The organism is Rhizobium rhododendri, assembly GCF_007000325.2.
Lineage (GTDB): Bacteria > Pseudomonadota > Alphaproteobacteria > Rhizobiales > Rhizobiaceae > Rhizobium > Rhizobium rhododendri.
This window is the reverse complement of the sequence record NZ_CP117267.1, coordinates 2735791-2757512: the sequence shown is the minus strand read 5'-3', so window position 1 is coordinate 2757512 and position 21722 is coordinate 2735791. Positions and strand designations below refer to the sequence as shown.

The window sequence follows — 21722 nt, the reverse complement described above, 5'->3', positions numbered from 1 at the left end:
CGAAACGCTCAGGCGCCCATGCGCTGGTAGAGATCGTAACCGGCGCTGGGTACCGGCTCGGTGGATGTCGGGCGGGGCGGAGCTGTCAGCGACGAGCGGCTGACCGGAGGCAAATCAGCGGAAACTTCGGAATTTGACCCGGCTTCCAGCATGTCGAGCGCCTCTTCGGCGGGGGTTTCCGGCTCTTCCTCGGGTTCGGCGTCCTCTTGCGGCTGGTGGCCAGGATATTCGTGCTCGTCGTCATCGACGGCGTCGACGCGGTCGATGCGGAGGGCTTCCTTGTTCTTGACGACATCATCGCCCGGCGCATAGGGCACGGTGACGAAGGCAACGGCGAGGCCCGGCGGGACGGCAGCAGGGGCGTGCTGCAGGGCCACCGGCGGTAAGGCTTCAGGCTGGTCGGACTGTGAATTGGCAACGGCGACCGCTAGTGCCTGCTCCGCTGCCACGGTTTGTGGCGTGAGCGAGACGGGTATGGCGTTGGCGAGAGGAGGTGTCCGCTCCGGCGCGGTCGCTGCGCCGGGTACCCGCAGGTTCTGCAGTTCCGTGCCGTCTATCATGTCTGCGATCAGCGCCTGGGCAATAGCCTTGTCGGCCAGCGGCGCGGCTTCAGCCAAGGTCTGCAGCAAATCGGTGCCGGTTGCCTGGACCAACCGGTCAAAGACGGCCTTTAGCCCCTCCTTGATGTCGCTACGGATCTGCTGGTTGGCGCGCGGCATGCTTTCGTCCGGCGTCAAAGTCGGGACGGCCGTCTTTGTGGGGTCTGCTGAAGGTGCCGGTGCGGCAACGGTCTGTGCTTGTGGCGCCTGTGGTGCTTGGGCGGCTGCAGTGTTTGCCGGCGCCGTCGAGGGCTGGGCGGTCGCGGCAGGCACCGAAGGATTTCGCAGTTGTTGGTCTGTCGGGTCCTTCAGGGCAATGGTGGCAGTTTCCGGCGGATGCGGATCGACAGTAGTTTCCGGTGGTTGGAGTTGCACGATGTCTGCAGGAGCGGTGGCGGCAGACGTCGCGGCGGCAGGTTGGCCAGGCTGCGGAGGAACGGTGCTCGGGAGGGCGGCCGTCTGCGTGGCTCCGTTGCGCAAAGGCAAAGGTAGCGCTGCGGCTGCCGTTTCGGCCTGGCTGTTGTTCTGCCCGTAGGAGGCAACGACCGACTTGGTTGCCAGATCTTTTTCCTTGTAGCGGACGACTTCGAGATAGGCGATGAGTTGCGCTGCCTCAGCGCCGGCCGGATCGTGAAGTGCGGCAGCCACCAGCGTCAAGGGCGCCGTCTGTCCCTTCGCGGCCAGTTGCTGCTGCAACGCTGCCATCTGCTTTGGCGGCAGTTCGGTCATGGTGTCTGCGAGCCTCAGCGCATAGGCGGCCTTGCTCTCGCCGGGTGCCTGCGGCAATGCGAGGGACTGGCTGACAGCGTCGATGACGGCAAACAAGCTGTCGAGCATCCTGGCACGTGCATTGAGCAGGAGGATATTCAGCTTGCCTTCCACCCCGGCGCTGGCAGCCAGTGACAAGGCAACCGCTGCATCCGGCTCGGACGAAAGCCCGGACAGCATCTCCGTTACGACAACGACCTCGCGCTGCGGGGCGACGGGACTTGCGCTGGAAACCGCGGCAACGGGAGGCAACATCGGCATGCTCCATATCGGACAGCTGAAAATGGACACAATAACGGAAACAAAAACAGGGCTGCTTATGCAGACATGGCATCCCAGAGCCAGATAACGGCTGCGCGGCGCATCATGGCGCCTGTCGAATGCGAGTAGTTACCGATAAAATATCGCCAAGAGCGTTAACAAGCCGTTAAGGAAGCGAAATCCATCGCCGATAATTCCGCATTGCACACGAAAAGACTTCGTATGCCTAGCTGTGGGCGAAAATATCGGTGTCTTGCCAACCGAGCAAATCCAGCTTGGCCCGGGTCGGCAGGAATTCGAAACAGGCTTGCGCATGCTCCATTCGTCCGTCGCGAACCAGGCGATAAGTCAGCTTGTCGCGAAGCGCATGAAGGTGGAGCACGTCTGAGGCCGCATATTCGAGCTGGGCCTGCGAAAGCTTGTCTGCGGCCCAGTCGGTCTGCTGCTGTGCCTTGGACACGTCGACCTCCAGCATTTCCTTGAGATTGTCCTTCAGGCCGTGGCGATCGGTGTAGGTGCGGCAGAGGCGTGAGGCTATCTTGGTGCAGAACACAGAAACGGTGGTAACGCCGAACGTATGGAACAGCACGGCAATATCGAATCGGCCGTAGTGAAAGATCTTCTGGCGGGTCGGGTCTGCGAGCATGGCAACGAGGTTGGGAGCATCCGTTTGCCCGGCGGCGATCCGGATGACGTCGGCGCTGCCGTCGCCAGGCGAAAGCTGCACGACGCAGAGGCGATCGCGGCGCGGTATCAGGCCCAGTGTTTCGGTATCGATTGCGATCGCGTCAGAATATCGCGCTGCGGCCACGTCGGAAAGGTCGCCTTCGTGATAGCGGATGGTCGTTGCCATGATGTCTCCGGTCTGGTCGTCCACTTGCGAGCTTTGAGACCGCTATAGCGCAGAGACACTGCCGGGGATACCTCTCGAGGGCACTGGACGAAGAGGTTGGTCGTGGGGCTTAGCCCTCAGACACAGAAAATGCCGGCAAATCGCCATGCCGGCATTTTCAATTGCAGAGGTCGATCAGTAGCTGCCGCGGGAGAGGCATACAGCCGGGATCGTCTTGGCGATGATTGTCACGTCGCTCAAGAGAGACCAGTTCTTCACATAGTGCGTGTCGAGACCAACACGTTCTGCGTAGGACACATCGTTGCGCCCGCTGACCTGCCAGAGACCTGTCAGACCCGGACGAGCCTTCAGATAGTAGACTGCAGAGCTTTCATAGAGCATCAATTCGTCTTCCACGACGGGACGTGGACCAACAATGCTCATTTCACCACGGATGATGTTCAGCAGCTGCGGCAATTCGTCGAGGCTGAGCTTGCGGAGCACCGCGCCGACAGGCGTAACCCTAGGATCGTCCTGGAGCTTGCGGGTTGCCAGCCATTCTTCGCGCGCTTTTGGGTTGGCGTCGAGATGCTTGCGCAGCACCTGATCGCCATCGACGACCATCGTGCGGAACTTCAGGCACTTAAATGTGCGACCGTTGTGGCCGATACGAGAATGCCCGTAAAGCGCAGGGCCCTTGTTCGTAAACTTGACCAATGCAACCAGCATCAGGAAAACCGGGCTGAGAAACAGCAGGGCCATCGATGCCAGCGCGAGGTCGAATCCCCGCTTCAGAATACCGCCTGTCGGTGGATGAGTGCCGGAACTTGCGGCGTTGAAAAAAGCCGGATCGGCCGATCTCGTCGCATACTTCATAGATTGCTCCACTTTTGTTGGCGATTGGTCGGATACGTCAGGGGAGGGTAGATAGGGCTCCATGTTCAAGAGTATATCGCAGGACATGGTTTTTTTAAGCCAAATTTTTGTAACACGTGTGGCGACGTGAAAAATCGTGGCGTTTGTCGATAGTATAGAAATTTTCAAGCGCAAATTTTCGGTTTTTATGCTTAGAAAAGTTGCTTAATTTTTTGCTAAAATTGCTTTTATAATGACATTATACAAAATTTATCCCAAAAAGCGCGTAAAAGTCGGAAATATATACGTTGTCGCCATCCGCATAATCGCAAGATATATTGTCTGCCGCCTTTCAATCGTTTCAAATTCTAATCGTTTTTGCTGCAATGCATCTATTTTGTTGCGACGCACTCTTGCGCCATCGGCATCGTCACTTTGTAATAATATTTGATTGAAGGTGACTTTTGCACGCCAATGTGACCGCGATTGGTGCCTGTCTGCTGCGAGAGTTGAGGTTTAGAAAATGGCAGGAAAATGACGAATATTAATTCGAGCGACTTCATTCGCCGTTAATATTGATGCAACTTAACGTCGTGTCGATCGGCGTAAAAATGCTTGGGCTACACCAAAAATTCATGATCGCAGGGCATCATAAATCCGCGACTGAAGAACAGCATGTGATTGAATTATACCGCTTTCTAAAATATATTCATTTTCCGGGAGCGGGAAGAACTGCAGCGATGTATTCGGTCGGATTATCAACGAAATTTACTTCAAGGTGACATTCATGAGTGCGCCACGCGTGTTCGCGGGCATGTTCGTTACGATCATCGTCTTTGCAATCGTGACTTATTGCATGACCGGATCTCTCGTCATAACCGTACTGGAATCAATTGCTGCGGCTATCTTGCTGCAACTCGGCTATTTTCTGTGCATTGGCTATCTTGTGTGGAAGCAGGCGAAGCGCGCAGCGGCCAGCGGCGCCACCGATCTCATCAACAGCGCCGAAAGCCTTCGCGACGACAAGATCTCCCATTTGCCGTCCACGCCTTTCAACCAGCCTGGTCCGTTGGGCCATTAACAACGCTCAGGTCGACATGACGTTGACCGTGCCCTCGTAAAATCGTGCCACCGACAAACTTCCGGAGTGAAATGCGCCGGTATCGAGATTGAGGCGACGACCACGCGCTTCAGGCGATTTCACCTGTGTGTGGCCATGCACGACGAGCTTTGGAAGTGGCGTGCGGCTTTTCAGGAAGCGCCCTCGGATGAAGACGAGATCCTGATCGGTCTGGTCGGCTATGGACAAGTGCGGATCTATGCCGGCGTGAACGAAAAGCACGCTCGGGGTGTCCAGCATGATCGGCAGGTCTCTCAGAAATGCGATGTGATCCGCAGGCAGCGAGGCGCGGATAAAGTCGTCGAGCTTCTTGGGCGAAGGATATTGCCGCGCCAGGTGATTGCTATCCAGCCCGTAAGATAGAAGCGTGGCCTCGGCGCCCATGGCCAGCCACTGCGTCAAGGTGATCTCGCCGTCGACATATGCCAGCATCGCTGTTTCATGGTTGCCGGTGAGGCAGATGCGGTCGAAACCCTCCGGCGCCGGGGTCATGAGATGGCTGACGACCCTGGCCGAATCCGGGCCACGATCAATGTAGTCGCCGAGCGTAATCATCAGCTTGCGCCCGGGAAATTGCGCTGCGTCGGCGGTGATCAATGCCTCGATGGCGGTCAGCAGATCGTAGCGACCGTGTATATCGCCGATCGCGTAAGTGGGTACTCCTGCTATATCGCGAAACTCACGTCGACGCTGACTTTCCTGCATTCCATTGCCTGCCATAAAATGCCTTCACGGTCCTGGGTTATTCGCCATCGCGGCGCCGGTTCGCTGACATGCTACTCGCTTGGCCCTCAAATGACCGCCACTTTCTTTGCAGCCTTGGGTATATCACCTGCAATCCTCCATCTGCGCCCTTGGTGCAAGGGCTTGCGGCAAAGCGTCACCATGGGGAGCGCAACGATATCATTCGATTGACAGGGGCTTTTGACGCTCCTACCGGCTTTTCGTGCAGTTTTGGTTTTCCGGACCGACTAGCTGCACCTTCACGTTCCGTGAGCGTTGTTTCATCTGTCGCAAGGAGTCGTCATGACCAATCGTAGCGTCGCTTCAGCTCTCCTGTTTCTCTGCACGCTCGGCGTCGCTGGCCAGGCGTCGGCGCATGCCCATCTCAAGACTTCGCTGCCGGCGGATAAGAGTACCGTTGCATCGGCGCCTTCGGCGGTGACGATGACGTTCACCGAAAGCCTAAATCTCAAATTTTCGGGCATCAAGCTGATCGGGCCGGAAAAGGCTGCGGTGAAAACAGGGGACGCGAGCCTTAGCGATGAAGACAAGGGTCTGACCGTGCCTGTCGCCGGTCCGCTTACGGCTGGACCCTACACCGTCGAATGGCATGTGCTGTCCAGCGATGGGCACAAGACCAGCGGCTCCTTCACTTTCACCGTCAAGCCTTGATCGAACCATCGACAGCGATCCAAATCTGCCGCTTTCTGCATGACAGCGCCCTGTTGCTGTTGTGGGGTACGGCTGCTTTCGTCGCGTTTCTCATGCCACCCTCGCTGGCCGCCCAGATGCTGCGGCGGCTCGGCGTCTTTCCGCTGGCTGCAGCCGGGGTGGCGGTTCTGACGACAGTGGCAGCATTACCGTTACAGGCAGCAGCTCTGGGTAATGGGTGGCCCGATGCCGTGGACGGGGCAACAGTGTATGCCGTCCTCGTCGCAAGTCCGTTCGCTCTTTTCTTTCAGGCGCAGGCGGTGGCAGGGTTACTTCTAATGCTGGCCTTCATCCGCCGCGCTGACAGGCGAATGGGGACCGTGGCCCTTGCGTCAGCGCTTGGCCTCGCGGGGCTGGCCCTGACCGGGCATGCCTCCATGGAAGATGGCCTGCTCCGGATTGCCCATCGGCTCAACGATATCGTCCACCTTCTCGCCGGCGGGGCATGGCTAGGAGCATTGATCCCGTTTGTGGTCGTGCTGAGGATGCTTGCGGTGCCCGAATATCATACCGCGGCGCAAGTTGCGCTGCGGCGTTTTTCGAACGTCGGACACGGCGCCGTCTTTCTGGTGTTGGCGACGGGGATCGTCAATTCCATCATGACGCTCGGCCGCTGGCCAACTGACTGGTCATCGCCATACCTGCTGATCCTGACGATGAAGATCGCTGCTGTCGGCATGATGACATGTCTTGCTATCGTCAACCGCTATGTGTTCGTTCCGGCGATCGCTGAAAACCCGGACGCCGCGTTGCGGTCAATCCGGCGGGCTAGCTTGGTCGAGATCCTGCTGGGTGTTGCCGCTATCGGGCTGGTAGCCGTGTTCGGCACGCTCGATCCGACTTGACCGTACGGGCTTCAACGTTCGCATCTTTGCGAGAGATAATGGTTGTCGTCGTCGCAGCGGGTGAAGCCACTCGCCGGTGAGGCGCCGGAGGCCGAAATCGACCCGGTGATCCGGGGCTCAGGCGAGGGGTCACGGTGTACGAAGCCCATTCCCGCCAGCATCACGACGGCTGCGACGACCACGACAATCTCGCCGAACGAAAGCTTGTGCGCGGCAACGTGTTCGCGATAATCCTTTTCGCCATTGCCTGCAGGTTCGTCCCGGTGGGGCTGCTCGAAAAAATCACAACATGCCATATCAATATCTCCCAGCGCTTAAGGTCGCTTTGATGCAAGGCCGACCGCAAACCAGCGGGTGAGGCTGGTCATGGCGCTTGCAGGCGTCATGTGTGATCGGGGCGTGGGTTATTGAAGGGCGGAAAACGAAACGGACGGTTCGGAAAATCTGACTAATATGGATAGGTACGACGAAATAGGGCTTTTTTCGTAACAATCGTGCCCATTGCAATATCCATTGCGGAAAATAAAAAGGCCACGCAGCCTTGAAATGGCTGCGTGGCCTATCTTGAAACGATCCCGAAGCCTTACGGCAACTTGACGGAAGGCTCGCGGCCCCAGACGCGGAGCTTGCCGATTTCCTCGAAGAAGCCGGTCAGATCCCCGGTTCCGGAGAGACTGATCGTGCCTTCGTCGAGCGCATCGGCGATGCCGGCCTTCTGCATCAACGGAAGAGCTGCATCGACATAGCCAATGTATTTGCAGTGAGAGAAGGCATCGGCCACGAAGTCGCGTGCCGTTGCTTCCCGTACCAGCTCTTCCGTGCCTTCCGGTGAGGTCAACAGCATGACGGCATCATAGAGAACAGATGGTCCGCCATCGATCATCTGATGCGCGGCCAGCCACTTGCCATCGGATGCGGTGACACCGCCAACCTTCGGCGCGATCACCTCGAAGTCTGCCTTGGCATCGACCACTGCGGCAACGACTGCCTTGACCATGGCGGCATCGACGCCGTCGGTCACAAGAATCCCCAGCTTGCGACCCTCGAAGCGCATCGGGCCCTTTCTGGCAATGCTGAGCGAGGGCAACTCTTCGAGGTCCTGGCGTGTCGCGACAGCGGCATCGGCCGGCTTCGGCATCGTCTGCAGACCGAGCTTGCGGGCAACCGTCGATGCCAGTGTCTCGTCGATATTGAAGAGGTGCGAGACGACCCGCTCGCGGATGACCGGCGTCATGACCTTGCTGAGTTCGAAGGTGATGGCCGCCACGATATGGCGCTGCTCGGGCGGCGTCTGGCTGATGTAGAACTGCCGCGCCTGGCTGTAATGGTCGGCAAAGCTTTCCGGACGCAGCCGAACCTTCTGGCCCTGCTCCTCGGACGCAAAGTGACGATAGCCCGAGGTCGGCGATTCCCGCGCACCTTCACCCCAGGAATTCGGCTGGTAGTTGGCACGACCCTTTGGGTTGTGCATCGCCATGTGGCCGTCCTGCTGGAAATTGTTGAACGGACATTTCGGCGCATTGATCGGGATATGAGCGAAGTTCGGGCCACCCAGGCGCTTCAGCTGCGTATCGAGATAAGAGAAGTTGCGGCCCTGCAGCAGCGGATCGTTGCTGAAATCGATACCGGGCGGCACGTTCTGGGTCATGAAGGCGACCTGTTCGGTCTCGGCAAAGAAGTTGTCGGGCATCCGGTCCAGCACAAGGCGGCCGACGGGTACCGGCTTCAGGATCTCTTCCGGGATGAGCTTCGTCGCATCGAGCACATCGAAGTCGAATTTATCGGCAAAGTCCTGGTCGAAGAGCTGCACCTGCAGTTCCCACTCAGGGAAGTTGCCGGACTGGATGGCCTGGTAGAGATCGCGGCGGTGGAAATCCGGATCGGCGCCGTTGATCTTGACCGCTTCGTTCCAGGCGACCGATTGCAGGCCGAGTTTCGGCTTCCAATGGAACTTGACGAAGGTCGATTTGTTTTCGGCGTTGACGAAGCGGAAGGTGTGGACGCCGAACCCTTCCATGAACCGGAAGGAACGGGGAAGGCCACGGTCGGACATCACCCACATGATCATGTGCATGCTTTCAGGCGTCAGGCTGATGAAGTCCCAGAAATTGTCGTGGGCCGACTGCGCCTGTGGGAAGCCCTTGTCAGGCTCGGGCTTGACGGCGTGGATGACGTCGGGAAACTTGATGGCGTCTTGGATGAAGAACACCGGGATGTTGTTGCCAACCAGATCCCAGTTGCCCTCCTTGGTATAGATCTTGACGGCAAAGCCGCGCACGTCGCGGGCAAGGTCAAACGAGCCCTTGCTGCCGGCAACCGTCGAAAAACGCACGAAAGCCGGTGTCTTTTCGCCAGGCCGCTGGAACAGGTCGGCTCGCGTGTAGTCGGCCAGCGACTCATAGGTTTCGAAATAGCCGTGGGCACCATAGCCGCGCGCGTGGACGACGCGTTCAGGGATGCGCTCGTGGTCGAAATGGAAGATTTTTTCGCGGAAATGAAAGTCGTCGATCAGTGCCGGGCCGCGCGCTCCGACCTTGAGAGTGTTCTGGTCATCCGAGACGGGGCCGCCCTGGGACGTTGTCAGAACAGGCGTATCGCCTTCGGCATACTGGTGAAGCTCGCCACCGTTACCGCGCTGCAGCGTCTGGTCATGAATTGTCACCTTGTCAGAGACAAAGGTCTGGGTTGGTTTTCTAGCCATCTGGGTTCTCCGGTCGGGGGTAGGTCCAAGCTCAACCTAGACCTCGCGACATCGTTCCCTATTTTCTCAAAATAGCCCGATGCCCGAAAACCACGAAAGCCGGCCACGGGGGCCGGCTTTCCTTTGGATGATAAGACGATCAAATGCGGGGATTGTTAGTACCGTAGCGATTGCGCTCGGCATCGATTTCCGACTGCGAATAGGGGTCGAGCGTGTCGTCGAAGCGGTTCCAGCCCTCGGCGGTATAGGCCGTGCGACGGTCCGTCAGGTTTACACGCTTGGAGCGGTCAAGGATCGCTTCAGCTGAAACGGCTTCGTCCTCTTCGACCTGCGCGGTGACCAGAGTGCCGCCACGGCGGACACCTTCAGCGTAGACATGGGCGTCTTTTTCCGGCACGCCGGAACTGATGAGGGCGCCAACGACACCGCCGGCCGCACCGCCTACCACTGCACCCGCAACGGCGCCCGTCAGCGTGGCGACAAGCCAACCGGCTGCGACAACCGGGCCGACGCCTGGGATGGCAAGCATGCCGAGGCCTGCGAGCAATCCGCCGGCACCACCGGCAACTGCGCCAATGCCAACGCCGGTTCCGGCGCCTTCAGCTGCATTGTTACCCTGATCCTCAACCTTGCGCCCGTCGGCAGTGTTGGAAACGATGCTGATGTTCTTCGATGCAATACCGGCGCTTTCGAGCTGGCCAACCGCAGTCTTTGCATCATCATAGTTGTCGAACAGACCTGTGACAGTTCTCATGGTGGTTTCCTTCCGAATGTTATTATTGTTGAGGACGGGATTACTTTGCCTGGACGACGTTGCCCTGGTAATCGAGCGACACCTGAACTGGCTTGGCATCCTTATTTGCGCTGGCACGCCAGATGCCCTGGTCGTCGAGCTTGAGGTCGGCGACATCTGCAAAGCCGGCCGCTTCGATGCGCGACTTCGCCTGCGATTCCGTGAAGCTGTTCTTGCCCTGGACCGGTGCACCGGCGTTGGTGGTTTCAGGCGTGGCGACTGCCGGTGTATCCTGCGAGGTTGTCGGTGTCTGGCTCTGCGCAAAGGCAACCGAAGTCGTCATCAGGGCAGCAATCGACGTCAGCAAAATCTTCTTCATCGGGGTTTCCTCGTCTGTCTTGTTTTGTTTGTTGCCCTCTCACAACCAGTTCGCTGTTGAGTTGTTCCAAGCCGAAATTGAACTAATTGCGTGGGCCCAACGGTATGGGGAGTTTGCCAGCAAGCCCTCCAAGACTGACGCAAAGTGCACGTCAACCCTCTGGGATAGCTCGGATTTCCGTTTGATCAAGCGATAGGTCGGGGGACGTGAACCCGTTTACAAGCGGGCATTCGCGGCGTCCGGGCGAGAAATATTCGGGCTCAGAAATGCCCGCAAAACAGCAACGATCAAATGACCGTCATTGCGTGAAACATTATGGTTCACATCACGTTTACGCTGTCGACAAGGATGGTGGACCAGATGAACCCCACCCAGCAGAGACAGAATTTTCGCGCCAATTCCAGCAAGCAGTCAGATGCAGACACGTTGCGAGAGGCGCGCGATCTGGTAGACCAGTATCTGCGCTATCTAAAGCTGGCGGATCTGGGGCTCGACGTCGTCGACATCGACGATCTCCCGTTCCGCAAACAATTGCTTGTCAGCGCGGTGCGTCTGCTGATCGCAACGGAATCCTCGGCAACCACCCGCCAGCAGCTGCGCAAGGTCGGGCTGACTCTCGCTTCATTCCAGGACGATATCGGCCAGCGAATGACCATGCGTCCGCTTCCAGCGGAGGAAAGGATGAGCGAGCAAGAGCTGCAGGCGGCAATGAAAAAACATCGCCATCTGATCGCGAGATTTGATCGCGCTTTCGCGGCGATGGCCACGGAGCGCGTTCGCCTGGACGATCTGTTCCAGCAGTCGATGCGCATGGCCGAGCGCCGGGAAAGCAATGCCGCGGCAGCATCTCGCCGGCCAGCCTACGAGGCGGGTGGGACGTATTCGCCATACCTCTGACTTCGGTAATATGGTCGAGAGACGACAGACTTAATTCCTCAACGAAAATGCCGCCTCACCGGGCGGCATTTTCTATTCGGGAGATTGGGAGTTTTCTTCAGCGGTTCAAGCAGCGAGGGCAGCAACCACGTCGCGGCCGGCGCGGGCGACGGCTTCGGTGTTGATATCGAACTTGCGGTAGACATCCTCGATTTTGCCGGATGCGCCGAAGTCGTGCATGCCGACGAAACGACCGTCGAGACCGAGATACCTGTCCCAGCTATCCTGCACGGCAGCCTCGACCGCAACGCGTGCGCGCGTCTCGCCGAGCACCGATGCCTTGTAGGCGGCATCCTGGGCTTCGAACAGCAGCTTGCAGGGCATGGAGACGACGGCGGTCGGAATACCCTCGGCCTGCAGTAGGTCGCGCGCTTCGACGGCCAGATGCAGTTCGGATCCCGTCGCAAAAATCGTCAGCTTGCGGGGACCGCCCTCAGCCTCCAGCAGCACGTAGCCGCCCTTGGCCGAGAGGTTTTCCGTGCCGGGATCGCGGCGTAGCAGAGGCATCGGCTGGCGTGACAGGGCAATCAGCGCTGCCTGGCGCGGTGCGTCGAGAATCGCCTCCCAGCATTCGGCCGTTTCGATCGGATCGCCCGGACGGTAGACAGCAAGCTTCGGGATGGCACGCAGCGCGCTCAGATGCTCGACCGGCTGATGCGTCGGACCGTCTTCGCCGAGGCCAATCGAATCGTGGGTCATGACGAAGATGGTGCGGATATCCATCATCGCTGCCAGGCGGATTGCCGGGCGGCAATAGTCGGAGAAGGTCAGGAAGGTGCCGCCGTAGGGCACCAGTCCGCCATGCAGGGCTATGCCGTTCATCGCCGCAGCCATGCCGTGCTCCCGAACGCCGTAGTGGACATAGGAGCCGTCGAACTGGCCGGCCGGGATTTCAACCTGGTTCTTCGCCTTGGTGTTGTTGGATGGTGTCAGGTCAGCCGAGCCGCCGAGCATCTCCGGAATTGCATCGAACAGATGGTTGAGGACGATGCCGCTTGCCTGTCGCGTGGCGAGATCCTTGTCGCTGCCAAGCAGCTCTGTCTTGGCGTCGGTGACTGCCTGCTTCCAGCCGGCCGGCAGCTCGCCTTTCATGCGGCGGTCGAAATCTTCGCCCAGCCCATCGGGGGCTGCCTTGACGCGGTCGGCCCAGGCCATGCGAGCATCGCGCCCCTTGGCGCCGATCGCCCTCCAGGCATCCAGCAGTGGCTGCGGGATTTCGAAAGGTGCTGCATCCCACTTCAGCAGACGGCGCGCGCCGGCAATTTCTTCTTCGCCGGGTGCATCGCTGTGCGCCTTCTGGGTGCCCGCCTTGGTCGGGAAGCCGAAGCCGATGACGGTCTTGCAAGAGATCATCGACGGCTTGTCGGTCACCTTCTGTGCTTCGACGATTGCTGCGCGGATAGCATCGGTGTCGTGACCGTCGATTTCCTGCACATGCCAGTTCGACGCCCGGAAGCGTGCTGCCTGATCATCGGACTCGGACAAGTTGACTGCACCGTCGATCGTGATCGAATTGTTGTCGAAGAACGCGATCAGGCGGCCTAGCTTGCGGTGGCCGGCAAGCGAGATTGCCTCGTGGCTGATGCCTTCCATCAGGCAACCGTCGCCCATGAATACATAGGTGAAGTGGTCGACCAGGGCATCGCCGAATTTGGCATTCATGATGCGTTCGGCAAAAGCCAGGCCCACGGAATTGGCGAGACCCTGGCCAAGCGGACCTGTGGTGGTCTCGATGCCGGGGGCATGGTGGTATTCGGGGTGACCTGGCGTGCGGCTGTCGATCTGGCGAAAGTTCTTGATTTCGTCGATGGTCATTTCCTTGACGCCGGTCAGGTAGAGGAGGCTGTAGAGCAGCATCGAGCCATGGCCGTTGGAGATCAGGAAACGGTCGCGGTCAAACCAGTGCGGGTCTGCTGCATCGAACTTCATGAACTCGGAAAAAAGCACCGTGGCGATATCGGCCATGCCCATCGGCATGCCCGGATGGCCGCTTTTTGCTTTCTGCACCGCATCCATCGACAGGAAACGGATGCAATCGGCCATGTCGCGCAGGTGCTGGTCGCGCGGGGCAGGAACGGTTTTTTCGGTCTGGACCGGGGATTGGGTTGCCATGGTGATGCTCCAAATTTCGTTCGCTGGGAATGGTTTTGCCGCGCGACAGGGCCGGGGCTCGTCTATTGGTAGATATAGCCAGGCTGTGGAATTCAACCGTCCTCCGCAAAAGGTGAACGGCTAGGGATGGCAGGGGGGAGGCGTATTTCTCCACGATTGGGCATGCGACGCCTATCATTTGACCAGATTGTCTTGTAGTCGGGCTCCATGACATTAAAACGATCCGACACACGCGATACCAGCCTTCGCGACATCTGGAGCATGCATGAATTTGCACGCCGCGATCTTCTTGACAAAAAGCAGATCGGTCGGCTGAAGATGTTGATGGGTCCCGTCCAGGAACGTCAGGACGCCAATCTCGATCACGCGAGCCGCTGGTGGTGATTCTGATGGCCTGCCGGCGTGACACCGGCGCTTGAAAATGCACTATGTTCAGCCTTGAGCCGGAGCCGTCATGGATAACGTCGAAATCAACAGCCGCAGCGAATTCGCACTCTGGGCTATCCAGCGGGCGCAGGAAATCGTTCGCAATGAAGGCTCGGCGCTGGCGCTGTCTGCCCGCGATATGGACGAGGAAGCCTTGCAGCGCACCGGCGGCGCGCTCGGCAAGGCGATCTCCGATGCCATGCTCGAAGTGTTTGACGGGCTGATGGTGGAATAGGGCCCCTCCGGTCTGACGACAATTTCCGGATGCAATCGCAGCATCCACATTGTCCAGTCGCCGTTGAAGCCCTATTTCCGATAGGCGTGGAAGACGACTACCGGGCAAGCCGCAAGGATTTAAGCTTTCCGGCGTGCAAAGTAGGCTAAGCTGCGCGACATCTGGAATTAGGAAAATATGTCATGCACGTTACGTATCATGTTGCCGAACACGACGAAGGCTGGGGTTATCGACTGGGCGACGTATGGTCTGAAACATTCCCTGATCATGCGCAGGCCCTGAAAGCTGCCAAGGACGCGGCAAAGCGTCAGCAGATCGGCGGCCAGGATGCGGAGATCGCCTATCAGGCGGCGGACGGAAGCTGGAAGACCGAGTCGGCCAGCGGCGGCGACCGTCCGGAAGCGGACGTCAAGGATGATGGCTGATCGACAGACAGGCGCAAAAGCCGGAGGCTGGAGCGTTGGAAATCAGGTGACATGGGTGTGGCATGGTTGTTGATACGCCGGTAGTTTCATTGAGACAGGGGATGCCTTTGGCTCAAGCCATCGGCGGCAAAGGCCGTCGCCACCCCGTGCCGCTTGCCATGTTCGCACTTGCTGCCTCGCTGGCGTTTTCTTGCGCGCCGGGCGCCCGGGCTGCCGATTGCGACAGCATGCCGGAGCCAGGTCTCGATTGGAGCGAATGCAGCAAGAAGAATATCATGCTTGACGGCAGCAACCTCAAGGATGCCAACCTTTCCGGCGCCGATCTGTCTGTCACCGGGCTTCCGAACTCGAACCTGGACGGGGCGCAGCTCGAAAAAGCCAACCTTATGCGCGCCTGGTTTACCGGCTCGACGATGAAGAAGGCGGACTTTGCGCGGGTCCAGGCCTACCGCAGCGGTTTTTCCAAGGTGTCGGCCGATGGTGCGTCTTTTGCCAGTGCCGAACTGCAGAGAGCCAATTTTTCCGGAGCGAAACTGACCGGGGCCGACTTCCAGAAGGCGGAACTCGGACGGGCGAACTTCGACAAGGTGGTGCTGGGCGATACGAATTTTACCCTCGCCAACCTATCGCGTGCCCATTTCGATGCTGCCAGCGTCGAGGGGCCGATAAACTTCGACAGGGCATTCATGTTCCTGACCGATATCGAAGGTCTGGATCTCTCAAATGCGCGCGGTCTGCTGCAGCCGCAGATCGATCTGTCCTGCGGCGACGACAAGACTAAGCTGCCGCCCGCCCTGAAAAAGCCGGCCGGCTGGCCCTGCCACGCGGACTGAGACCTCGAAGACGCCAATGGCGCCTGCGCCTACTTCTTGAAGATCGTCGTGAACTTGGTACCGCGCACGCGCACCGTGATCTGGCATGGTTCGGTGTCCGTGCGGTCGCAGAAACGCGGATGCATCTTCATCACAAGCACCATGTTGCCGAACCGCATGATGAAGTCGTAGCTGTAGATCTGCGCGGTGGCGATCATCAGGTAGCCGCCGGTGTCGACCTGGATGTAGAAGTTGTGCGGGCAACCTTCATCGGTGCAGTCGGGGCCTTTTTCGCCCTTGCAGGTGATTTCACCTTCGTTGATGACGATATCGCCGCGCTTGTCGTTGTTGATGTCCTGCTCTGTCGCAAATCCATCGCCAAAGGTGACGCCGGCGCCGCAACGCTTGGTGAAATGCTCCTTTTCGAAAGCGACGGGATCGGTCAGGAGCGCCTGCTGGGCGCTGGCGACTGCGGGCATGACCACGAACGCCATGACATTCAAAAATGCCAGAAACAAAAATCTCACAAAATCACCTCGCAATAACGGGCTCCGACACAGGCGCGTGGCAGTCCGGGCTGCAAGTTAGTCCTTCCTCCTTGCGCGGCCCTGACTGCCGTGATCCACTGCGGCATTTGCAGCAGACCTGTTCGTGGGGCCATTCATGTCGCTACTGTCGTTCCTCGATTATGCAGGCGTTGCCGTCTTCGCCGCGACCGGCGCCCTGTCTGCATCACGCAAGCAGCTCGACCTGATCGGATTTCTGTTTCTGGCGGCGGTGACAGGGATCGGCGGTGGCACGCTGCGCGACATCGTGCTCGGCAGGCTGCCGGTCTTCTGGGTGCTCAATCCGACCTATATCCTCGTCTGCTGCGTCATCGGCGTCGTCGTGTTCTTCACGGCGCATCTGCTAGAGTCGCGATACAAGCTGCTGATCTGGCTCGATGCCGTCGGGCTGGCGGCCTATTGCGTGATGGGCGCCGCCAAGGGCCTGGCAGCCACGGGTTCGCCGACGGTTGCCATCGTCACCGGCACATTGACGGCCACCTTCGGCGGCATCCTGCGCGATATGATCAGCAACGAGCCGTCAGTGCTGCTGCGTCCGGAGATCTATGTGACGGCTGCGCTCATCGGCGCATGCGTCTTTGTTGCCGCCAATTCGACGCCAATGCCGCTGTATGCCGCCTCTGCGCTCGGGGTGATCGCGGCGTTCGGGGTTCGCGGCGGAGCTTTGTGGTTCGGTTGGACTTTTCGCGGCTATCGCCCAAGGCCCGGACGTCATCCGGACGATGTCTTATAGAAGGATTGACTGGCAGCTAGCGCTGGATCGGACGCAGGCGGATGACCACGTCGACATGGGCGATTTCCATGCCTTCCGGTGGCTCCGGAAGATTGTCGATGACAAGATTGCTGATTGGAATGTCGAGGACTTCGTTGTGTCCTTCAACGAAGAAGTGGTGATGGTCCGACACGTTGGTGTCGAAATAGGTGCGGGCGCTCTCGACGGCGAGTACGCGGATAAGGCCCGCCTCGGTAAACTGGTGCAGCGTATTGTAAACGGTAGCCAGAGACACCGGCACCTTTGCGGCGACGGCTTCCTCGTGCAGTTCCTCGACGGTGAGGTGACGGTCGCCCTTGGCAAACAGCAGATCGCCCAGCGCGACTCGCTGCCGGGTCGGCCGCAGGCCCGCCATGCGCAGTCTGGTCTCGATCGGCAATTCGGCTGCAAACGCCATCAAACGGACTCCAAAGTCGTCGTGTCGACTATTCTTGAGTGCTTCATATATCTTTTGCTTGCCCGGCTTTCAATAGTTCGAGTGGGGACATTGACGGGCAAAAAGCCGCAATGTCCGGCTTTTAGAGCATTTGCCTCTGGCAGCAGCCTTGGGCTTCCTGTATGCGACCACCACATAAAGGTGAAACGTGCCCGATCAGTGGGCGGGAATGGACAAGCCAATGCTAGAGCTTCAATTCCTGCCGATCTTACACTAACCTCACTCGCCAAAGGCATTCATGCGGGGGAAACGGATTTTTATGACGACGAAACCATCCAGCTTCAACTACGAGGAAATCCTGAGCTGCGGTCGCGGCGAATTGTTCGGCCCAGGTAACGCACAATTGCCGTTGCCGCCGATGCTGATGGTTCACCGCATTACCGATATCTCGGAAACTGGTGGTGCCTTCGACAAGGGATACGTGCGCGCGGAATACGACGTGCGTCCGGACGACTGGTATTTCCCGTGCCATTTTGCCGGCAATCCGATCATGCCAGGCTGCCTCGGTCTCGACGGCATGTGGCAGTTGACGGGCTTCTATCTCGGCTGGCTCGGAGAACCGGGCCGTGGCATGGCGCTTTCGACCGGTGAAGTGAAGTTCAAGGGCATGGTCCGCCCGGCGACGAAACTTCTGCAATTCGGCATTGATTTCAAGCGCGTTATGCGCGGTCGCATGGTGCTTGGCATCGCCGATGGCTGGATGAAGGCCGATGGCGAGGAAATCTACCGGGCAACCGACCTCAGGGTCGGGTTGGCCAAGGAAAAGGCGGAGTGATTGGCGTTCACGCGCGCGATCCTCTATCCACTGCATGCAATTCGACACTAACAAAAAGGTCCAACACATGAGACGGGTTGTTGTCACAGGTCTTGGTATTGTCTCTTCCATCGGAAACGATGCCGCCGAAGTCACTGCTGCGCTGCGCGAGACCAAGTCCGGCATCTCGTTCTCGCCCGATTTTGCCGAGCACGGTTTCAGATGCCACGTCTGGGGCAAGCCGTCGCTAGATCCGACCGATCTGGTCGACCGTCGCGCCATGCGCTTCCTGTCGCAGGGCGGTGCGTGGAACCACGTGGCCATGAAGCAGGCAATCGCTGATTCAGGCCTCGAGGATTCGGACATCGGTGGCAACGAGCGCACCGGCATCATCATGGGCTCCGGCGGGCCTTCGACGCGCACGCTGATCGAAGCGGCCGACATCACCATCAAGAACAACAGCCCGAAGCGCATCGGCCCGTTCGCGGTTCCGAAGGCGATGTCATCGACCGCGTCGGCGACCCTTGCCACCTGGTTCAAGATCCACGGCGTCAACTACTCGATCTCGTCCGCCTGCTCGACCTCCGCCCATTGCATCGGCAATGCGATGGAGATGATCCAGTGGGGCAAGCAGGACGTGATGTTTGCCGGCGGCCACGAAGATCTCGACTGGACTATGTCCAACCTGTTCGATGCCATGGGCGCGATGTCGTCAAAGTACAACGACACCCCGTCGACCGCGTCACGCGCCTATGACGTCAGCCGGGACGGCTTCGTCATTGCCGGCGGTGCCGGTGTGCTGGTGCTCGAAGAACTCGAGCATGCCAAGGCGCGCGGCGCCAAGATCTACTGCGAGATCACCGGATATGGTGCCACCTCGGATGGCTACGACATGGTCGCACCGTCGGGCGAGGGTGCCATTCGCTGCATGCGCCAGGCGCTGAAGACGGTGGACGGCGAGGTCGACTACATCAACACTCACGGGACCTCTACGCCGGTGGGCGACAGCAAGGAAATCGGCGCGATCCGCGAAGTGTTCGGCGACAAAATTCCGCCGATCCAATCCACGAAGTCGCAGACCGGCCATTCGCTCGGTGCAGCCGGCGTCCAGGAGTCGATCTACTCGATCCTGATGATGCAGGAGCGCTTCATCGGCGAGAGCGCCCACATCACAGAACTCGACCCGGAATTTGACGGCGTTCCGATCGTGCGTAAGCGCATCGACAACGCCCGGATGGATACCGTGCTTTCCAACTCCTTCGGCTTCGGCGGGACCAACGCTACGCTCGTGTTCCAGCGCCACAACGGATAAATCAATGACCGGAATAATGCAGGGTAAGCGCGGACTCATCATGGGTGTCGCGAACAATCATTCCATCGCCTGGGGCATCGCGAAGGCGCTGGCTGCCCAGGGGGCGGAATTGGCCTTCACCTTCCAGGGTGATGCGCTGGGCAAGCGGGTAAAGCCGCTCGCCGCCGAACTCGGTTCGGACTTCATCCTGCCCTGCGATGTAGAGGATATTGCCTCGGTCGATAGCGTTATCGATGCCCTGAAGAGCCGCTGGGGCAGCGTCGATTTCGTCGTCCATGCCATTGGCTTTTCCGACAAGAACGAACTCAAGGGTCTCTATGCCAATACCACGCGCGATAACTTTTCGCGGACCATGGTAATCTCCTGTTTTTCCTTCACCGAAATCGCCAAGCGGGTTGCCACGCTGATGACCGAAGGCGGCAGCATGCTGACGCTGACCTATAACGGCTCGTCGCGCGTGATCCCGAACTACAATGTCATGGGTGTTGCAAAGGCAGCGCTCGAAGCATCGGTGCGCTATCTGGCGGCCGATTACGGTCCGCGCGGGATCCGCGTCAACGCCATCTCGGCCGGCCCTATCCGTACGCTTGCAGGCGCCGGTATTGCCGATGCCCGCGCCATCCTGTCGTGGAACCAGCACAACGCGCCGCTGCGCAAGACCGTGACGATCGATAATGTCGGCAGTTCGGCGCTGTATCTTCTGTCGGATCTTTCCGCAGGCGTGACGGGCGAAATCCATCACGTCGATTCCGGCTTCAACATCACCTCGATGCCGACGCTGGAAACGCTGACGCGGGCTGAAATCGACTGATACCAAACATCAGACCGGCGCAGTACTGCGTCGGTCTATACGGCGGGGCCTATCTTGGCTGTTCCGGACCTATGGCTATATGGCCATGCAGCACGGCGATGGTCACTGCGTGCAGCCGGTTGCTTGCTCCCAGTTTCTCCTCAACCGTCTTCATCAGCTGCTCGATTTCTGGTTCGGGCAGCTCCAGCGTACGGCCGATCTCCTCCAGCCGATGGCCGTCGGCTATCAGTTGCAAGATATCTTTTTCACGAGATGTGAGTTTGGGCGACGGAGGCGTAGATTCCGTCGACGGAAAGATTCTAGGCATGGCGGTCCGCTAAATGAGGGGGCGCAAGATCTTTTACCGGCGCTACGCCCAAGGCGACCGACGCGATAATGACTGGCTGAAAGCGCTGAATACTATGGAGAGGCTCATCTGTCGTTAACGACGGGCGCCAGAAATTTATCTTTCTGCGCAACAGTTCATGGCTGTAGTCGCCTATCAAGACGACGTCATGAAATCTTCCTGATTTGTGTAGGCGCGTCAAGGTCATCTCCCCGCGATTCCTGCAGTCTGCTGCTTTCTTCGGCATTGACGTTGCGCAAAGTCTTGGGCGAAGCGCCGAACCAGCGATAGACCGACCGCGTGAAAGCGCTGGGCGCCGAATATCCCAGTCGATAGGAAATGGTGGTAATGGAAAGGTTGCCGTCGCGCAGCAAGGCGAGGCACAGCCGCCGCCGCTCGTCATCGCGGAGATCGTTGAGCGTCGTTCCGAACTCTGCCAGTCTCCGCTGGAACGTGCGCTCCGACAAGCCGAAGTAGGCTGCGATCAGATCAAGCGAGAGCGTCGCCTCGGCGATCCGTCGCCGGATGTAGCGGCGTACCTGCTCGACAAACTCCTCCTCGGTCACCTCATCCGCCTGCAGGGTCCGGATCTGGATATTCATCAGCTTGAAGAGGGTAGGGTCGCCACGGGGGTTGCGACGGTCGAGAAGGCTGGCCGGCACGTGCAAGCTGTTGACGGGCATGCCAAACGACAGATGGCGGGTCATGTACTGTCGAAAGAAGGCCGGATGACGCGGTCTCTGCCGTTGCAGCCCAACGCCAACGCGGTCGATATCCTTACCGACCAGACAGCCCAGATGGCGTAGATGCAGGCCGACGATCAGATCGACATACTGATCCCGTTTCGAAACCAATGGGGAGAAATTCCAGGAAAGGACCGAGCCGTTGTCTGACTTCTGGAGACTGCAGTCTCTAACCTGCGACGCAAATGCCAGATGATCGACGAGAAAATCCAGGAAATCGCGAACGGTGGGCGCGGTCATCATGCCGTAGCCGAACGGACCGCTCGAGCCGAGCGTAAAACCGGCGGCACATTTCAGTCCGAAGGCTTCGTCGTCAGCCATCAATGCGCAGGCTTCCAACAAACGGCACATGCGGTCGAGGCTGATCCGCGCTGTCAGGCTTTGCAGGTCGTCCGGATCAATATCGAGGGCATGGCAAATCGGTACAATGTCGAAGCCATAGCTCTGCGCGTGAAGAGCTATTGCAGAGCCCACACCGGCGACAGTGGTCAGTTCATCGTTGACCGTTTGCTTAGACATTGAGCTTCTGG

General features: G+C 59.0%; 25 protein-coding genes. 12 read left to right on the top strand and 13 right to left on the bottom strand.

Going from position 1 to position 21722, the window contains the following annotated elements; all coding sequences use genetic code 11:
- Nucleotides 1–8: 8 nt before the first annotated feature.
- From PR018_RS13410 to PR018_RS13400, 3 genes are all read right to left on the bottom strand, one after another.
- Entirely contained in the window at nucleotides 9–1622 is a 1614-nt protein-coding gene (locus PR018_RS13410; protein ID WP_142831534.1) for a hypothetical protein, read from the bottom strand.
- 232 nt (nucleotides 1623–1854) lie between these two features.
- Nucleotides 1855–2481 carry a ribonuclease D gene (locus PR018_RS13405; RefSeq protein WP_142831533.1) on the bottom strand — a complete coding sequence of 209 codons (627 nt, stop codon included), beginning with the start codon at nucleotides 2479–2481 and terminating at the stop codon, nucleotides 1855–1857.
- 174 nt (nucleotides 2482–2655) lie between these two features.
- Complete coding sequence (locus PR018_RS13400; protein WP_142831532.1) at nucleotides 2656–3336, bottom strand: sugar transferase; 681 nt, start codon at nucleotides 3334–3336, stop codon at nucleotides 2656–2658.
- Between the two features lie 766 nt (nucleotides 3337–4102).
- Between PR018_RS13400 and PR018_RS13395 the strand changes: the two genes are divergently transcribed.
- On the top strand, nucleotides 4103–4396 hold the full coding sequence (locus tag PR018_RS13395) for an exopolysaccharide production repressor protein (protein WP_142831531.1): 294 nt from the start codon (nucleotides 4103–4105) through the stop codon (nucleotides 4394–4396).
- 6 nt (nucleotides 4397–4402) lie between these two features.
- Here the strand turns inward: PR018_RS13395 and PR018_RS13390 are convergent, their stop codons facing one another.
- Nucleotides 4403–5140, bottom strand: coding sequence for a metallophosphoesterase family protein (locus tag PR018_RS13390; protein ID WP_142831530.1), 738 nt, complete (start codon nucleotides 5138–5140; stop codon nucleotides 4403–4405).
- Between the two features lie 321 nt (nucleotides 5141–5461).
- Between PR018_RS13390 and copC the strand changes: the two genes are divergently transcribed.
- On the top strand, nucleotides 5462–5830 hold the full coding sequence (copC, locus tag PR018_RS13385; RefSeq protein ID WP_142831529.1) for a copper homeostasis periplasmic binding protein CopC: 369 nt from the start codon (nucleotides 5462–5464) through the stop codon (nucleotides 5828–5830).
- Complete coding sequence (copD, locus tag PR018_RS13380; RefSeq protein ID WP_142831528.1) at nucleotides 5827–6714, top strand: copper homeostasis membrane protein CopD; 888 nt, start codon at nucleotides 5827–5829, stop codon at nucleotides 6712–6714. Before copC ends, copD begins: the two co-directional genes overlap by 4 nt.
- An 11-nt stretch (nucleotides 6715–6725) precedes the next feature.
- Here the strand turns inward: copD and PR018_RS13375 are convergent, their stop codons facing one another.
- The 4 genes from PR018_RS13375 to PR018_RS13360 all read right to left on the bottom strand — a co-directional run bounded on the left by PR018_RS13375 (nucleotide 6726) and on the right by PR018_RS13360 (nucleotide 10527).
- Complete coding sequence (locus tag PR018_RS13375) at nucleotides 6726–7010, bottom strand: hypothetical protein (RefSeq protein WP_142831527.1); 285 nt, start codon at nucleotides 7008–7010, stop codon at nucleotides 6726–6728.
- A 287-nt stretch (nucleotides 7011–7297) separates the two neighbouring features.
- Complete coding sequence (gene katE, locus PR018_RS13370) at nucleotides 7298–9415, bottom strand: catalase (protein WP_142831526.1); 2118 nt, start codon at nucleotides 9413–9415, stop codon at nucleotides 7298–7300.
- Between the two features lie 139 nt (nucleotides 9416–9554).
- Complete coding sequence (locus PR018_RS13365; protein ID WP_142831525.1) at nucleotides 9555–10169, bottom strand: general stress protein; 615 nt, start codon at nucleotides 10167–10169, stop codon at nucleotides 9555–9557.
- 40 nt (nucleotides 10170–10209) lie between these two features.
- Nucleotides 10210–10527 carry a PepSY domain-containing protein gene (locus PR018_RS13360; RefSeq protein ID WP_142831524.1) on the bottom strand — a complete coding sequence of 106 codons (318 nt, stop codon included), beginning with the start codon at nucleotides 10525–10527 and terminating at the stop codon, nucleotides 10210–10212.
- A gap of 315 nt (nucleotides 10528–10842) precedes the next feature.
- Between PR018_RS13360 and PR018_RS13355 the strand changes: the two genes are divergently transcribed.
- Nucleotides 10843–11424 (top strand): hypothetical protein, encoded by a 582-nt coding sequence (locus tag PR018_RS13355; protein ID WP_142831523.1) that lies wholly within the window; start codon nucleotides 10843–10845, stop codon nucleotides 11422–11424.
- A 105-nt stretch (nucleotides 11425–11529) separates the two neighbouring features.
- Here the strand turns inward: PR018_RS13355 and tkt are convergent, their stop codons facing one another.
- A complete protein-coding gene (tkt, locus tag PR018_RS13350) occupies nucleotides 11530–13575 on the bottom strand; it encodes a transketolase (RefSeq protein WP_142831522.1) in 2046 nt (681 codons plus the stop codon).
- A gap of 207 nt (nucleotides 13576–13782) precedes the next feature.
- On the opposite strand from tkt, the gene PR018_RS13345 reads away from it, so the two are divergent.
- The 4 genes from PR018_RS13345 to PR018_RS13330 all read left to right on the top strand — a co-directional run bounded on the left by PR018_RS13345 (nucleotide 13783) and on the right by PR018_RS13330 (nucleotide 15494).
- A complete protein-coding gene (locus PR018_RS13345) occupies nucleotides 13783–13959 on the top strand; it encodes a hypothetical protein (RefSeq protein ID WP_162854785.1) in 177 nt (58 codons plus the stop codon).
- 70 nt (nucleotides 13960–14029) lie between these two features.
- Entirely contained in the window at nucleotides 14030–14236 is a 207-nt protein-coding gene (locus tag PR018_RS13340) for a hypothetical protein (protein ID WP_111220849.1), read from the top strand.
- Between the two features lie 182 nt (nucleotides 14237–14418).
- Complete coding sequence (locus PR018_RS13335; protein WP_111220850.1) at nucleotides 14419–14661, top strand: DUF2188 domain-containing protein; 243 nt, start codon at nucleotides 14419–14421, stop codon at nucleotides 14659–14661.
- A gap of 158 nt (nucleotides 14662–14819) precedes the next feature.
- Nucleotides 14820–15494, top strand: coding sequence for a pentapeptide repeat-containing protein (locus tag PR018_RS13330; protein ID WP_142831566.1), 675 nt, complete (start codon nucleotides 14820–14822; stop codon nucleotides 15492–15494).
- 29 nt (nucleotides 15495–15523) lie between these two features.
- Here PR018_RS13330 and PR018_RS13325 read toward each other — a convergent pair whose 3' ends face one another.
- Complete coding sequence (locus PR018_RS13325; RefSeq protein WP_142831521.1) at nucleotides 15524–16000, bottom strand: hypothetical protein; 477 nt, start codon at nucleotides 15998–16000, stop codon at nucleotides 15524–15526.
- Between the two features lie 136 nt (nucleotides 16001–16136).
- Between PR018_RS13325 and PR018_RS13320 the strand changes: the two genes are divergently transcribed.
- Complete coding sequence (locus PR018_RS13320) at nucleotides 16137–16772, top strand: trimeric intracellular cation channel family protein (RefSeq protein WP_142831520.1); 636 nt, start codon at nucleotides 16137–16139, stop codon at nucleotides 16770–16772.
- A gap of 16 nt (nucleotides 16773–16788) precedes the next feature.
- Here PR018_RS13320 and irrA read toward each other — a convergent pair whose 3' ends face one another.
- Nucleotides 16789–17208, bottom strand: a complete 420-nt coding sequence (irrA, locus tag PR018_RS13315) for an iron response transcriptional regulator IrrA (RefSeq protein ID WP_111220854.1) — start codon at nucleotides 17206–17208, stop codon at nucleotides 16789–16791.
- 298 nt (nucleotides 17209–17506) lie between these two features.
- On the opposite strand from irrA, the gene fabA reads away from it, so the two are divergent.
- The 3 genes from fabA to fabI all read left to right on the top strand — a co-directional run bounded on the left by fabA (nucleotide 17507) and on the right by fabI (nucleotide 20124).
- Nucleotides 17507–18022 carry a 3-hydroxyacyl-[acyl-carrier-protein] dehydratase FabA gene (gene fabA, locus PR018_RS13310; protein WP_111220855.1) on the top strand — a complete coding sequence of 172 codons (516 nt, stop codon included), beginning with the start codon at nucleotides 17507–17509 and terminating at the stop codon, nucleotides 18020–18022.
- Between the two features lie 67 nt (nucleotides 18023–18089).
- Nucleotides 18090–19313: a beta-ketoacyl-ACP synthase I gene (gene fabB, locus PR018_RS13305; protein ID WP_142831519.1), complete on the top strand. Its 1224-nt coding sequence runs from the start codon at nucleotides 18090–18092 to the stop codon at nucleotides 19311–19313.
- Between the two features lie 4 nt (nucleotides 19314–19317).
- Complete coding sequence (gene fabI / locus PR018_RS13300; protein ID WP_142831518.1) at nucleotides 19318–20124, top strand: enoyl-ACP reductase FabI; 807 nt, start codon at nucleotides 19318–19320, stop codon at nucleotides 20122–20124.
- A gap of 49 nt (nucleotides 20125–20173) precedes the next feature.
- On the opposite strand, the gene PR018_RS13295 is transcribed toward fabI, so the two are convergent.
- Both PR018_RS13295 and PR018_RS13290 read right to left on the bottom strand, forming a co-directional pair.
- The gene (locus PR018_RS13295) at nucleotides 20174–20431 is read right to left on the bottom strand and encodes a response regulator transcription factor (protein ID WP_142831517.1); all 258 of its coding nucleotides are present in this window, start codon (nucleotides 20429–20431) and stop codon (nucleotides 20174–20176) included.
- A 185-nt stretch (nucleotides 20432–20616) separates the two neighbouring features.
- The gene (locus PR018_RS13290) at nucleotides 20617–21711 is read right to left on the bottom strand and encodes an AraC family transcriptional regulator (protein WP_142831516.1); all 1095 of its coding nucleotides are present in this window, start codon (nucleotides 21709–21711) and stop codon (nucleotides 20617–20619) included.
- Between the last annotated feature and the right edge of the window lie 11 nt (nucleotides 21712–21722).